The sequence below is a fragment of the Protofrankia sp. CiP1_Cm_nod3 genome, assembly GCF_982290655.1.
The window spans coordinates 1-13,254 of sequence record NZ_CEVIVD010000126.1; the positions used below are offsets into that span (position 1 = coordinate 1).

Consider the following 13,254-nt stretch of genomic DNA (forward strand, 5'->3'; position numbering starts at 1 on the left):
GGACGGGAGGAACCCGGGGCCGGGAGCAGGTCGCCGACCCGCAGGTCGAGGTCCATCGGCTCGCCGCAGTCCGGGTCCGGGCAGGTCACCACGGCGGAAAGCTGGTCGCCGAACGTCAGCCGGCGCAGGTGGAGCAGCAGCACCTCCCGGTCCCCGACCGTCAGCCCGTCCACCGTGTCCTCATCGATCTCGGCCATATCGGCCTCGGTCAGGTCGCCGAGCCGGACCAGGCAGCGGGCGAGCAGCGTCGACACGCGGCTGGCGATGTCCAGGCCGTGGGCGTGTTCGGCCAGATACGCCTCGTCCCGTCCGTCGAGCGGACGCGCGACCGCCGTGGTGTGCCGGCTGCCCGCACACCACAGGCCGTGGCGAAGCGCCACCCGCGCCAGCGGGCCGTCCGGCAGATGTCGCATCGGTGGGTGCCCGCCGCGCCTATGCCGACGGCAGCGTGAAGGTGGGCTCCCTGAGCTCGACGACCGGAATGCGTTCCCAGCCCTCGTTCTCCAGTTTGATGGTCTGGATGGCGACCGCGTTGGCGTTCGCGTCCAGGTCGGGCAGCGCCTGGTACTCCGAGACCCAGCAGCGGAACACCCGGTAGGACAGCACCTGCTGGCCGGCCTCGTTGAACACGTCGATGGTGATGTCCTTGCGGAAGTCCGCCAGCGACACCTCCATGGTCCGCTTGTCGGGCGGGGCCTGGGCGTTCGCGTAGTCCCACACCTTGTTCGCCCACTGCTCGAAGTCGACGTCCTGGGTGATCCCCCGCTCCAGGCTGACCGGTTCGTACTTGGTGCGCCCAGGGGACTTGCGGCCGGTGCTCGGGTCGCCGCCGTCGCGGTGCTCGACGACCTCGGTGGTGCGTTTGAGCGCGCCCACCTTGCTGATTCCGGCGACGTACCGCCCGTCCCACCACACCCGGAACTTGAAGTTCTTGTACGGGTCGAACCGGGTCGGGTTGACGACGAACTGCGCCATGGGCTGTCCTTCCGCCCCGGCCGGGACACGGCGGGGTCCGTCCTGTCATGGGAGGAGAGAACGATCAGCCGGCGCTCTGGCCCGCCAGCTGGGAAATACTGATGATCACGAATTCGGCGGGCTTCAGCGGCGCGAACCCGACGCTGATGTTGACGATGCCGAGGTCGATGTCGGCCTGGGTGGTGGTCTCGGCATCACACCTGACCAGGTATGCCTCGCCCGGGGTGGAGCCCTGGAACGCGCCCTTGCGGTAGAGGTTGTTCATGAACGTGCCGATACTCGACCGCAGCTCGGACCACAGCGGCGCGTCGTTCGGCTGGAAGACGGCCCACTGGGTGCCCCGGAACAGGCTCTCCTCGATGTACAGGGCGAGCCGGCGGACGGGGATGTACTTCCATTCCGAGGCCAGCTGGTCCGCGCCGGCCCGGGTACGGCTGCCCCAGCTCACCGTCCCGTACACCGGGAACGTGCGCAGGCAGTTCACACCCTGCCGGTTCAGCTGGCCGTTCTGCGGGTCGGTCAGCACCTCGGTGAGCTCGGGGACGTTGCGCAGCGTCGCGTCGGTGCCGGCCGGCGCCTTCCACACCCCGCGGTCGGCGTCCGTCCGGGCGAACAGGCCGGCCAAGGTACCGCTCGCGCCGACGGAACGCAGCCGGAACCCGCTCAGCGGATCCGGCACCCTGACCCGCGGGTAGAACAGCGCGGTGTTCGTATGGGGCGGCGTTTTGGGCAGGTCGACCTTTGCCGTGTCGAACCTGGTCACCGTGTCCGGCGTGTCCATGAGGAAGAACGCGCGCCGGTTCCCGCAGTACGTCTGGGCGAAACTGACGACGGCGCCGGCCTCGGTGGATGAAAGCGGGTGGTCGCCGGTGAGGGTCGCCGTCCGGGGCAGGCACAGCAGGTTGAACACGTCGACGGTGTCGAGCGCGCCGATGCCGGCCATCAGGGCGTTGCCGTCCGGCGGGTCGCCGTCGCCACCCGCCCGGCTGCCCACCTGCGCCGTGTCGGCGATGAAACCCTGTGTCGCGGGCGCGGCACCGAGCTGATATTCCTGCACGTTCGCCGATGCCAGGGGTGATGATCCGGAGGTCGTCAGCTTCAGGGTCGTGGCCGCGCCGCTGGCGCCCGCGTTGCCCGCCCGGACGGACGCCCCGGGCACACCGGCGATCAGGAGCAGCCGCGGGCCGCCACCCCCCGCCCCGCCGTCCACCACCCGGGCCACGCCGCCGGTGAAGGCCGGCGCGGGACCGGCCACGTGCGCCAGCCCCTCCGTGAGCACCCGCGCGATCTCGGTCGGCGTATGCGGGCCGGGAGCCAGGTCCACCGGAAGCACACGGGTGACCGGCGTCGCGCCGGCATCCGACGGGGTGAACGTCACCGCGATCCGAGCGCCCTTGTCGATCGTGACGTCGCCGCTGAGCGGCTCGGATCGCAGCGCGGGCAGCACCTGCGTCTCGGCGCTGGTCAGCTTGAGCGCCGTCCACACGGCCTGGTTCGGGTTCGGCGAGGTGGTGGACGGCGCCGCCTCGATCGTGAACGGCTCCGGCCCGTCACCACCCGGGACGAACACCAGCCGTCCGTTCACCGCCGTGACGAGCGCGCCCGCGAATCCCTGCTCCGGCGGCGAGCCGGCCCCCGCCGCCCGAACGAGGTTCTGCAGCTCGCCGGCGAGTTCGTCGAGTTCGTCGAGTTCGTGGCCGCCGTCGGGGACGATGATGGTGTGGCTGGTCGTCCCCAGCCTCAGTCGGAGCTCGTTGCCCGTCGCGGGCACGGCCACCGGCTCGGTCAGCTCACCGCCACGGGTCGCCGCCGCGGGCTTCGCCGTGCCGGTGGCCAGGAGCAGCCGGTCGGTGGCGGTCGGGTCGCCCGCGAAATCGGCGACGAGCAGGCGGGTCGCGGGAGCGGTCGGTCCCGCGCGCAGCCGCAGCCGGCGTCCGGTCACAGCTCCCGCCGCGTTCAGCTCGTCGACGACCTCGACGGTGGTCGCCGCGAACGCGGGGAGTTCCGGCCGCGCCCGCTGGACCGCGGCCTGCAGCGCCGTCGCGACGGCGTCGATCGGGTGGGGGCCGGCCGGCAGGGCGAGCGGCGCGACGCCGGACTCGCCGGCGATCGTCACACTCACCGTCGCGTCGGCGGCGAGGCCGATGGTGGCCGGCTGTGTGGGCGACGCGCTGTGCACGCCGGACAGGGTGCCGCCCAGCAGCGGCCGGGTGGTGCCCGTCACCGTGATCGTGACCAGCGTCGAGCCGGTACGGGAGTCGTTGACGACGTCCTCGGCGAAGTCGACGCTGCCGGGCGTCAGCGACAGGCCACGGAAGACCTCCTGTGCGACCACGGGCGCGCCCGGGCCGCCGGAGCCGCCGTACAGGCTCACGACCAGGTTGAACCGGTCGGCGACCCAGTCGACCCGGACCCGCAGGTTGTTGCCCCACACACCCGGGTTCTTCGCCGTGACCACCAGCGGCCCGGTCGCGGGCGCGGCGGGGGCGGCCGCCGCCACGGCACCGCCGATGACGACGTCACTCGCGGTGAGGTCCCCGGACGCGGTGCGCACGGCCCACGCTTCGGTGCCGCCGTTGAGGAAGAACTGCTGGATCCCGTAGGAGGCTTCACTCGACGGGTGCAGACCGCCGAACGTCCGGACGAACTCCGTCCAGTTGAAGACCTGGACGGGCGTTTCCAGCGGGCCCTTCGGAAAGAAGTCGACGAACGCCGCGACCGAGGTCGACACTCCCGTGATCGTACGGACACCGCTCGGGATCTCCTGGATGTAAACACCCGGATAGGTCGGTGAGACCGGCATGGACGCGGCCTTTCTCGGGAGCGTCGAAAACGTGGTCACGCCTCCGGCGGCCCACGCTCCGGTCACTGCGGGGGGCGGCTGCCGCGGCCACCATCGTCGCCGCTCGTGCCCGGCACGGACATGGACCGCCGGGTTCAGACACGATCCCGTCCCAGATCTACATCCCGTACCTCTTGCACCGACCGGACAGCTCGGCTCGGCTGAGGCGAAGGTCACGGTGATGAACCCAGCGCCGCGCCCTCCGACACGGCACCTCTCAGCACCGCGCCTCCCGACACGGCGGGTCCCAGGACGACGGCGACCTACGCCGAGCCGAACCCTCCGACCATCACGCCCACACAGCGGCGGTAGTGCGCCCGAGCACCTGCCAGGCCGGTCAGGCCGTGTGGCTCGCGGCGCTGAGGAGCCGCTCGACGTCCCGGCAGAACTCGTCGGACGACGGCGAGTTCCGCCGGGCCAGTGCGAGATCGAACGCGGCGGCAAGCGCGGACTGGTCGACGGCGGGGCGGTAGCGCTGGCCATCGACACGCTGACCGGTCAGCCACTCCTTGCGGCCCGGGGGTTCTCCGGCTCGGGGTGGGCCTTCAGGCCGGGAGCGAGGCCGCGGATGCCGGCCAGGGGTTCAACGTCTGGAACGCCATACTCCGCAGCGCCGCGTGGACGGGAGCGAACGGCAGCGTCCGACGCATACCAGTCAGGCCCGATCTCATGCCCGTCCGTCTCACCGGCTGGTACGGGATGCACGTACCACCGTTTCGGGCTGTCCTTGGTGTATGCGACCGCTCCTCCGCAGGTGCTGCCGGCGTGACGCCTTGTACCACCTGGCTCTACAGGCCAGACCCATCCACCGTCTTCCGAGACAAAATTGAGATATCTTTCCGTTTCGTACGGACAATATTGCTCCTCGACGAGGAACGATGGGAGTCGAGTACCGGATGGCCGACCGAAATGGGACGACCTTCCACGCCGGCACGGACGTGAATACAGTTTTCAATAATGAGCGTGGCGACGTACCACCGGATTCCGGGCCGGAGCACGGTGCCGTATTCACGGAATGAGACGTCCATGATGACGGATGGCGAACAGTGATTGCCACGGTAAAGGTGCTCGGGCTGCGGGCCCGGGGCTTTACCGATGTTGCCGCGGCGGCCCGACGGGTCGTCGACTACGTTCAGGGCACCCCAGCCGCCCCCGAAACCACCCGCCCCGGGCCGGCGGGCTACTACAGTTCCGGGACACGGCCCGCGGACGGGCGCGGGGTTCCGGCGCGGATCTGCTCGGGCTGCGCGGCCAGGTCGATCCGGTGCACCTGCAGCGGCTGCTGTGCGGGCTGCACGCGCGTACCGGACAATCGGTGCCGCCTGCGGCCGGTTCGGCCGGCCGGGCCGGCCGAACCACCCCCGCCATTCCTGGCATCCCGTCGAGCATCGGCACATCGTCGACGACGGGGCGGGGGCAGACATCGCCGCCGCTCTCGATGCCGGGGTGGACGAGTAAGGGCGTAGAGCAGCGACCACACCATGAGCCATCCAGCCTGCCCGACACGGGCCCAGCCCGGGAGGCAAACGTGCGGGTCACCGACCGCATGGGGTTCTGGAGCCCCCGCTGGCTCGGGCGGCCGACCATCATCCGGCCGTAGCCGCGACCGATACCTAGTAGTACTATGCAACGCACTGCTAGGGTTCCCCGCTCGCATCCCGTCCAGGGCCCGGGCGGGGAGATCGAACGGAGTGAGGCCTGGTGAAGGTCGCCAAGGATCTGGTGGCCGCCTCGGCGACGCCGATGGTGCTCGGCATCCTGGCCGAGGGGGAAAGCTACGGCTACGCGATCCTCAAACGGATCCACGAGCTGTCCGGCGGCGAGCTGGACTGGACCGAGGGTCTGCTCTACCCGCTGCTGCACCGGCTTGAGCGCCTCGGCTGTGTGGAGGCGACCTGGCGGTCGGCGACCGGCGAACGGCGGCGCAAGTACTACCGCATCACCGACAAAGGCCGGGCCGAACTGGCCGAGCAGCGCCGCCAGTGGGACACGGTGCTGGGCGCGCTGCGGGACATCTGGCTCGACCCACACGACCGCGGGACGCTGCCAGCGATCCCGCTGGAGGGCCTGGCATGACCGCGCCGGACAGCTCCGTCGAGCTGGAGTCGCAGTTCGCGCAGTGGCGGCGCTACGTGCAGCGCCGCCGCGAGCTGGCGCAGCCCGACGCCGACGAGCTGGAGGACCACCTGCGCGGCTCCGTCGACGCGCTCGTCGCGGCCGGGCTGAGCACGGACGAGGCGTTCCTGGTCGCGGTGAAACGGATGGGCAGCCTCGACGAGCTGTCCCGCGAGTTCGCCCGGGAGCACTCGGAACGGCTGTGGAAGCAGCTGGTGCTGACCGGTAGCGGGACCGTGGACGCCCGGTCGCGCAGGGACCTGCGGGCGCTGGCCCTCTGCGCGGTCGGCGCCGCGGTGTCGGTCCGGGTGCCGGAGCTGTTCGGGGTGAGCCTGGAGCACGACGGCGCGTTCTACGGGCCGAACGTGGGCGTTCTCGTGCTGCCCTGGCTGGCGGGTTTCCTCGCCTGGCGCCGCCAGGTCCGCCGCCCGCTGCTCGGGGTGCTGGTCGCGCTGTTCGCGCTCGGCGCCATAGCGGCCAACGTCTACCCGCTGGCCGCCACGTCGCAATCGGTGGTGCTCACCAGCATCCACCTCCCGATCGCGCTGTGGCTCGTGGTCGGTCTGGCCTACGCGGGCGACGAATGGCGCTCGTCGCGCCGGCGGATGGACTTCATCCGGTTCACCGGCGAGTGGTTCGTCTACTTCGTGCTCCTCGCGCTCGGTGGCGGCGTGCTCATCGCGTTCACGGCCGGCACCTTCCAGGCGATCGGGATCGACCCGGAGGTGTTCCTCGCGCAGTGGCTCCTCCCCTGCGGCGCGGCGGCCGGTGTCGTTGTCGCCGCGTGGCTCGTCGAGGCGAAGCAGAACGTGGTCGAGAACATCGCGCCGGTGCTCACCCGGCTGTTCACCCCGCTGTTCACCGCCGTGCTGCTCGCCTTCCTCGTCGCCGTCGTCTGGACCAGCTCCGGCATCGACGTCGAGCGGGAGGCGCTGATCCTGTTCGACCTGCTGCTGGTAGTGGTGCTGGGGCTGCTGCTCTACTCGATCTCGGCCCGCGACCCGCTGGCGCCCGCCGGCCCGTTCGACCGGCTGCAGCTGGCCCTTGTGGTGAGCGCGCTGGCCATCGACGTGCTGGTGCTCCTGGAGATCACCGGGCGGATCACCGAGTTCGGCACCACCCCGAACAAGGCAGCGGCTCTCGGTGAGAACGTCCTCCTGCTGGCCAACCTCGCCTGGTCGGCGTGGCTGCTGCTGGGGCTGGCCCGCCGGCGCACCCCGTTCGCGGCCCTCGAACGCTGGCAGACCGGCTATCTGCCGGTGTACGCGGCGTGGGCGTGGATCGTGGTCCTCGCCTTCCCGCCCCTGTTCGGCCACGTCTGACCGACCGCGCATGAGCCCACCCAGGCCGGCCGAGTACATCCGTCGGGCAATGTCGCATCCGGAGGAAGCGGAGTAGAGCAGGCTGTCACGCCACGCCCCGTTGGTGTGGGCGTGGTCGCGGATACGGCCCTCGTAGGAGAAACCGGCCTGTCTGACCACGGCGACGGACGCGGCGTTGTCCGGACCGATCGCGGCGCTGACACGGTGCAGGCCCAGCTCACCGAAGCCGAACGTGACCAGCACCCGCACGGCACGCCCTCACGACCCGCGGGGGCACGTCGGGCCCCTCCTTCGGGACAATCGGCGTCATGGTGGACGAGGAAAGATCGAACGCCAGAAGAAGTGATCAGTTCAAGAGGGTGTGGCGCGAGATGTGGGCCGTGAGCAATCGCGCGTACGCCGAGGAAGAGGAGCGAGGCAGGCAGCGGCACGCCGCCAGGCAGGATCGCCTGCGCGGCGGCGCGACCTCCATCGAGATCCGGGAGACGTTCGGGCGTGCCACCGGGCGGATAGTCCGGCGCGCACCGCTGGCGATCGCCCTGGGAATCGGGGCGGTGTACCTCGGGCGCATCGGATTCACCGGGATCCTCGACAACATCGGCGACCTCGGAGTCGTCTTCTTGGCGAGCCTTGCGGGCGCGGCCGGCGCCATCGTTTCTGGGACCATCGCCCTGGGGCTGGCCGCGTCCGTGATCCGGCTTGTCGTACGTGCCGCCCGCAACGCCCTGCGGGCGGCCGCGGACGAACACGGGCTCACCATCGTCACCGACATCGCGGGCGATCTTCCTCCCGGCGGCGGGCCGGCGCGGTTCGCCTGGGGCGAAGTGAAAAGCCTCGCCCGCTACGTGACCTATGGATGGGATGAAGCCGAAGAGTCCCGGTCCTCGCCCCCCTCGCCCGAATATCTCGTCGTGACGACTCATGACGACCGCATGGTGCGCACCCTCGTGGACGGGCCTCGGAAACCCTGGCGGCGCCTCATGCTCATCGCGCGCGACGTCGGCCGGGTGGCAGACGTCAGCGGCATCGACAACGCGGGTTCGCACTACACGGACACCGATCCTTTCCGCCTCCGGTTCGGGAAGTGACGGCCCTCGCCGGCCGGACGGCCGCTGGATCACATCCCCCTGCAGCAGGCGGGATCCCTGGTCCAGTCGCACCGGTACTACGATAAGATCTTGATATGAAGCGTTCGTGGTTGTTCCGGCGCAGCCGAATCACACAACAACAACATTCGCGACCAGCTTATGTCGGAGATGCACACAGACAGGTCCTTGCGGACGCGGCAGGCATCACGGCCTATGTGGACGAGTCCCTGGCGCCGTATTTAGAACTGGCGTGGTCACACGGCATCGAGACGCTCAACTCGTGCCAGGGAACGGCGGACGAGCACGGGATATATCCGACGCCGGACGAAGAGAATCCCGGCTATGTACACCTGAGAGACGGCCGACAGATCATCGATCTGCTGGTGCTCTGGGGATGGGTGGGCTTCACCCATGAGATGCGGCTGGCCGTCGACAGCGATACGGACAACGGCTGACGGACAGCGACGGTCTACTTTCCGTCGGTCGCGGCAATGGAACATCCGCCTGACTATCGAATACACGGGGCTGACGGGGAATGGACGATGGTCCGACGAGGGCGAATCACGCCGTTTTAGAAACATGATCGCCCATCGGGGGCCGGGGCCGGATCGGATCCACCGGAGCGGGCCCCGGTGAGGAGCGCGGGGGCCGTTTTGAACCGTCCCGGCTATTCGGTCAAGGGGCTCTGGACAGCGCTTTTGGTCTCGGTCCTGCCTGTCAGGTAGGGTGCACCGCCGCGGCGAAGTCGTCGGGTCGACATCCCCAGGTACAGCCGACCCATGCCGCCCGCTCCCAGCCGACCGCGCAGCTCATAGGGGCCGACCCGCGCCGGGTCCGAGGGAAGCAACAAATCCACGCTCTCCCCCCGCGCCTCAGCCACACGATCATCCATAATGACCGCGAGCACACAGTTTAGAACAGTCAGCTCATTAACGGTCACACCGGGCAAGGGCTTCGAGACAGCGGATCGGCACCGGCATCATCGCGCTCTGCCTGTACGGGTTCGCCGCCACCTTCCAACCCGGCGCCCGCTTCGGACGCGTCCTGGCCGCCTACGACGGGATCTTCGTCGTCTCCACCGCCGTCGGCGGGTCAGCCTGGGAGGTCCTGCTCGAGCAGGGACAGGTCCGCGCGGACCAGGGTGGTGCTGGTGAGCAGCTCCACGATCAGGTTATGGTTGATCATGAAGGCGGCCGGCGGCGGCACCTCGTCCTCCATCATCCCGCGCACCCCTGCGAGCGAGAGGCGGCGGCGGACGGCGGCGATGTGCGCCGCCCGCTTGCCGGTCCACCGTTCCTCGGGGCGCAGCTCGCTCAGCTCCGCCTCGACCTGGTTCCACGTCAGCGGCTGCGGCTGCGGGTCGCCGCGCACGTAGCTCTGGCCGAGGCAGACGAGAACCAGCTTCTCGACCTCGCTGAGCGGCCAGACCTCGCCCTCCCGCGTCTGGGCGTCCGGCCCGTCCTCCGGACGCCGCGGGGCCGGCCGACCGATGATCCGGATCTCCAGTAGGTGCTCCTGGCTCGGGGCGACGATGAACAGCGGCATGTACCCGCTCGCCAGGGGCGACTGGTCGCCGCCGAGCAGCAGCCGGGATCCCGGCAGCCGGATCGGCCGGCGGCCCTCGTTGGTCAGGAGCCAGCGCGAGCCATCCCAGCCGATGTGCCCCTGCCGGCGGCTGACGTACTGGTCGTCGGCGCCGACGCACACATGGACCTCGGGCTCGCAGCGCCCGAACACGAGCGAGAACCCGGCCCGCGGGGCGACCCGCATCCCGCCGTTCGCCCCGACGGCGAACAGCGTGCCCGGCGGCGCCTCCGGCTGCCAGTGCGCCAGGCTGCCGATCTCCCGCGGCAGCAGGTCCACCTGGCTCGACCCGGCGCGACCCGACGAGTTCACGACTCCAGCACCTCCCGGCTCGGCGTGGCGACAGGTTAGCCCCGCCGCGCCGGGAGGGGTCCCGAGCTCGGAAGATCTGCCGCGAGCGCGCGGCCGCGCCGGAGGACCGTCACCGAATGACGAACACCAGACGGTATGGCGCGCCTCCGGCCGGGCCCTACCGGGGGCCGGCGTTGGCGCTCCACCAGGCGATCAGGGCCGCGGGAGGAAGTCCGCTGCCGAACGCGCAGGCGAGAATGTTCAGCCGGTCGTTCGACCAGATCAGGTATCGAGCGCCGCTCGGGTTCGTGCCGCAGACGAGACGGCCCGTGTCGCCGTTGTTCAGGTAGCGGGCGCCGCCGAAGAAGTTCGGCGGCTGCTGGGTACAGTCGGCGTCCGTGCCCGGATCGTTGAATCGGAGGGTTGCTGCCAGCGCGTCGGCGTCGGCCATCTGGTAATAGAAGACGATCCGCGGATTGCGGGCCTGAGAGTCGCACGCGATGGCGGCCAGCGGCTTCTGGTCGCCGACGTTCTGCTTGACCTGGTCTTCGGACAGCCGCATGCAGTCGACCCGGGCCGTCGGCGGGATGTGGGTGAGCAGCTGCTGCTCCGCCGCGGTCGGGAACGGCGGACTGGAGGTGCTGTTGACGGCCTTGGCGATCTCCGCCTGCGCCGGACCGTGGTTGTTCGTCCACCAGCTTGCGAGCTTCGCGGGGTCGCGCCCGATCACGCGGCCAAGCACACGCATGGACTCCAGGGTCCACTCCATGGTCGGCGCGTTCCCGGTGTCTCGGTAACACAGCAGGTTGCCCAGGTCGACACCGCGTAGGTCCCACTGATGGGTGCCGGGAGTGCCGGGGTTCTCGGCGCTCCCGCCGCAGTACGTGTCCATGGGCGCCTGCACGGCGTTCACCTGTGCGTCGTAGGTCGACCGAAGCCTGTCCAGGGCCGTGAACTGGTAGTACCAGACCGTTGTAGCGCCCTCGTCGGCGTTCGGTGGAGCGCACTCGACGGCAGCGACGATGCCGTGGAACCGCTCGAGAGCCCCCGCGGCCGGCCGGCGACAGTTCTTCAGATCGTACAGGTCGACCAGGGCCTTCTCTTCGGTGGTGGGGAAGGCTTTCAGGCTGGCCCAGCGGCTCCAGGACCCCCGCAGCCCCAGGTCGTCGGCCGCGCGCCGGCTGGCCGTCGCCAGGACCATCGCCTTGTCGTCCGTCCAGACGAGGGAGGTCGTGCCGTCACTTGTGTGGCAGAGCAGGCGCCCGTGCTGGCCGCCGGGGCTCGCGTCCGCGCCGGGATAGCGATGCTCGGCGCCGGTGCCCACCGCGACGCCGCAGTCTCCGGTGCCACGGCTGACTCCCGCGTCCCGCGTCGCGGCGCTGTAGGCGCTGTCCATCTCGTCGAGGCTGGCGAAGAGAGTGAGCTGGACTCGTTGGCCGGCGTCGTGCAGACCACGGCGTCGGCCCCGCCCGCCGGCCTGTCGCGGGCGCAGTCGGCGCGCAGCGGTTCGGGAATCCGGGCCAGTTGCTGCTGGCTGGGCCGGTCTCCGACTCCCGGCTTGTCCAGGACGACCGGGAGCGTGGCCCCGAGCAGCACGCCGACGAGGACCAGGCCCGCCCCGGCCGCGATGAGGATCCGCCTGTGCCGCGCAGCCACCCGCCGGACGGTCGCGAGCCGACGTCTCCCGGGCCCGCGCACCACCTGACCGGTTGGCGCCTGTCCAGTCGCGCCGGCCGGCGCCGCGCCGGGCTCGTTGGCCGGGGGCGGCGAGCCCGGCGGTGGGCCCCACGTTCCGCCGGACGCGGACGGCGGGACTGTCGGGGCGCTTGTCGGTGTCTGGGGGAACCTCGTCATCGTCGAAGGTGGCGAGGCCGGGCCGAGCGGCGCCGGGGCGGGGCGCGGGGAGCCGGCCGCGGACGCCAGCCTGCTCGCGAACTCGGCGCAGGAGGACGGACGACCCGCGGGGTCGCGAGCCATCGCGGCTTGCAGCACGTCGTCGAGCGCGGGCGGGAGATCGGGGCGCAGCCCGGTCAGGGCCGGCGGATCCCGCCGCACCTGCTCGCCGATGTGGTCGAACGGACGGCTGCCGGTGAGGCACTCGTACATCACGACGCCGAGCGCGTAGATGTCGACGAGCTTCTCCTCGGCGATGTCGCGCGGCGGCCGCTCGATCGTCGGCCGGTGGGCCATGGGCAGCTCTTCGAACCGGTCCGGGTCGAAGCGTTCCGGCGCCGAGTAGTCGGGCGTTCCGAGAAAGCCGCCCACGGCGGTCAGCGCCCGTTCGAAACCCACCTTGGCGATGCCGAAGTCACACAGGCAGGCATGGCCGGTCTCGGACTCGACGAGGATGTTCGCCGGGCGGTGGCGAGGTCCAGTTGCCCGTTGTCCGCCAGCAGCCCGCGCAGGCTGGAGCCCTCGATGTACGGCATGACGAGGTAGAGAAGCTCCTGGTCGTCGTCGCCCTGGTCGCGCCCTGCCGCGGCCTGGTCCGCGGTTTTCTCCGTGGCCGCCTCATAGACGTCGACGATGTGCGGGTGCCGCAGCGTGGTCACGGCCCGCACCTCGCGGAAGAACCGTTCGCGGTACTGGGGGATGTGCGCGAGCTGCGGAGAGAGAACCTTGACGACGACCGGCCGGTCGTTCAGCTGGGTATCCGTCGCACGGTAGACCACGCTCATCCGGGTCTCGGACAGCGGCGGTCGGGTCAGCCGGTACCGGGGCAGTGAAATCGGCTCCTGGGGCACTGTCGCAACATTCCCTGTGAGTCTGCGGGCGGGTCTCGACGGCTCGGTGACGAAAATCAGTCCAGAACGTGCTCCGACGCTACTACTGATACCTTTTGCCCAACTGTCTGGGTGGGCTCCCGAGCCCGCTCCCGCTGGCCGAGCCATCCGGGACCGACGGCGAACGGCGCAGTGCCCTGTCCGCGGCGGGCCTCCTTCGGGCCACCTTCACCGAAATGGCCCCGGGTCACCGGCTGGCGCGCGCCAGCCGGGCCTCGCCGGATCTTCGATCAAGGTCGACCGAAAGGCCGAGG

The 13,254-nt window shown here is 70.5% G+C and carries 10 protein-coding genes and 2 pseudogenes; 5 read left to right on the forward strand and 7 right to left on the reverse strand.

What is annotated here, in order from left to right:
- The 3 genes from AC5LUJ_RS19130 to AC5LUJ_RS19140 all read right to left on the reverse strand — a co-directional run.
- Positions 1-413, reverse strand: a 413-nt coding sequence (locus AC5LUJ_RS19130) for a T4 family baseplate hub assembly chaperone (protein WP_493465412.1), incomplete at its 3' end; no start/stop codon positions are given.
- A gap of 19 nt (positions 414-432) precedes the next feature.
- A complete protein-coding gene (locus AC5LUJ_RS19135; protein ID WP_250283816.1) occupies positions 433-975 on the reverse strand; it encodes a phage tail protein in 543 nt (180 codons plus the stop codon).
- 64 nt (positions 976-1,039) lie between these two features.
- Positions 1,040-3,778 (reverse strand): phage tail sheath family protein, encoded by a 2,739-nt coding sequence (locus AC5LUJ_RS19140; RefSeq protein ID WP_493465413.1) that lies wholly within the window; start codon positions 3,776-3,778, stop codon positions 1,040-1,042.
- A 1,740-nt stretch (positions 3,779-5,518) separates the two neighbouring features.
- On the opposite strand from AC5LUJ_RS19140, the gene AC5LUJ_RS19145 reads away from it, so the two are divergent.
- The 5 genes and pseudogenes from AC5LUJ_RS19145 to AC5LUJ_RS19165 form a co-directional block, all read left to right on the forward strand.
- Positions 5,519-5,893 carry a PadR family transcriptional regulator gene (locus AC5LUJ_RS19145; RefSeq protein WP_493465414.1) on the forward strand — a complete coding sequence of 125 codons (375 nt, stop codon included), beginning with the start codon at positions 5,519-5,521 and terminating at the stop codon, positions 5,891-5,893.
- Positions 5,890-7,254: a permease prefix domain 1-containing protein gene (locus AC5LUJ_RS19150; protein WP_493465415.1), complete on the forward strand. Its 1,365-nt coding sequence runs from the start codon at positions 5,890-5,892 to the stop codon at positions 7,252-7,254. The genes AC5LUJ_RS19145 and AC5LUJ_RS19150 overlap by 4 nt, the downstream gene beginning before the upstream one ends.
- Before the next feature lie 380 nt (positions 7,255-7,634).
- Positions 7,635-8,342: a hypothetical protein gene (locus tag AC5LUJ_RS19155; protein ID WP_250283826.1), complete on the forward strand. Its 708-nt coding sequence runs from the start codon at positions 7,635-7,637 to the stop codon at positions 8,340-8,342.
- Positions 8,343-8,437: 95 nt separating this feature from the next.
- Positions 8,438-8,797 carry a hypothetical protein gene (locus AC5LUJ_RS19160; RefSeq protein ID WP_493465416.1) on the forward strand — a complete coding sequence of 120 codons (360 nt, stop codon included), beginning with the start codon at positions 8,438-8,440 and terminating at the stop codon, positions 8,795-8,797.
- Between the two features lie 511 nt (positions 8,798-9,308).
- A pseudogene (locus AC5LUJ_RS19165) lies at positions 9,309-9,422 on the forward strand (YnfA family protein); the annotation flags it as partial.
- Between the two features lie 12 nt (positions 9,423-9,434).
- On the opposite strand, the gene AC5LUJ_RS19170 reads toward AC5LUJ_RS19165, so the two are convergent.
- The 4 genes and pseudogenes from AC5LUJ_RS19170 to AC5LUJ_RS19185 all read right to left on the reverse strand — a co-directional run bounded on the left by AC5LUJ_RS19170 (position 9,435) and on the right by AC5LUJ_RS19185 (position 12,961).
- On the reverse strand, positions 9,435-10,238 hold the full coding sequence (locus tag AC5LUJ_RS19170; protein WP_250283830.1) for an FHA domain-containing protein: 804 nt from the start codon (positions 10,236-10,238) through the stop codon (positions 9,435-9,437).
- A gap of 157 nt (positions 10,239-10,395) precedes the next feature.
- Positions 10,396-11,613, reverse strand: a complete 1,218-nt coding sequence (locus AC5LUJ_RS19175; RefSeq protein WP_493465417.1) for a hypothetical protein — start codon at positions 11,611-11,613, stop codon at positions 10,396-10,398.
- 611 nt (positions 11,614-12,224) lie between these two features.
- Positions 12,225-12,566: pseudogene (locus AC5LUJ_RS19180) on the reverse strand (protein kinase domain-containing protein); the annotation flags it as partial.
- Positions 12,488-12,961, reverse strand: coding sequence for a protein kinase (locus tag AC5LUJ_RS19185; protein ID WP_493465418.1), 474 nt, complete (start codon positions 12,959-12,961; stop codon positions 12,488-12,490). The pseudogene AC5LUJ_RS19180 and the gene AC5LUJ_RS19185, both read right to left, overlap by 79 nt.
- Positions 12,962-13,254 lie beyond the last annotated feature (293 nt).

Excerpts from the sequence above, each read along its gene's own strand:
- AC5LUJ_RS19175 (WP_493465417.1), bottom strand. The coding sequence starts at position 11,613 with ATGGACAGCGCCTACAGCGCCGCGACGCGGGACGCGGGAGTCAGCCGT.
- AC5LUJ_RS19160 (WP_493465416.1), top strand. The coding sequence starts at position 8,438 with ATGAAGCGTTCGTGGTTGTTCCGGCGCAGCCGAATCACACAACAACAA.
- AC5LUJ_RS19140 (WP_493465413.1), bottom strand. The coding sequence starts at position 3,778 with ATGCCGGTCTCACCGACCTATCCGGGTGTTTACATCCAGGAGATCCCG.
- AC5LUJ_RS19150 (WP_493465415.1), top strand. The coding sequence starts at position 5,890 with ATGACCGCGCCGGACAGCTCCGTCGAGCTGGAGTCGCAGTTCGCGCAG.
- AC5LUJ_RS19135 (WP_250283816.1), bottom strand. The coding sequence starts at position 975 with ATGGCGCAGTTCGTCGTCAACCCGACCCGGTTCGACCCGTACAAGAAC.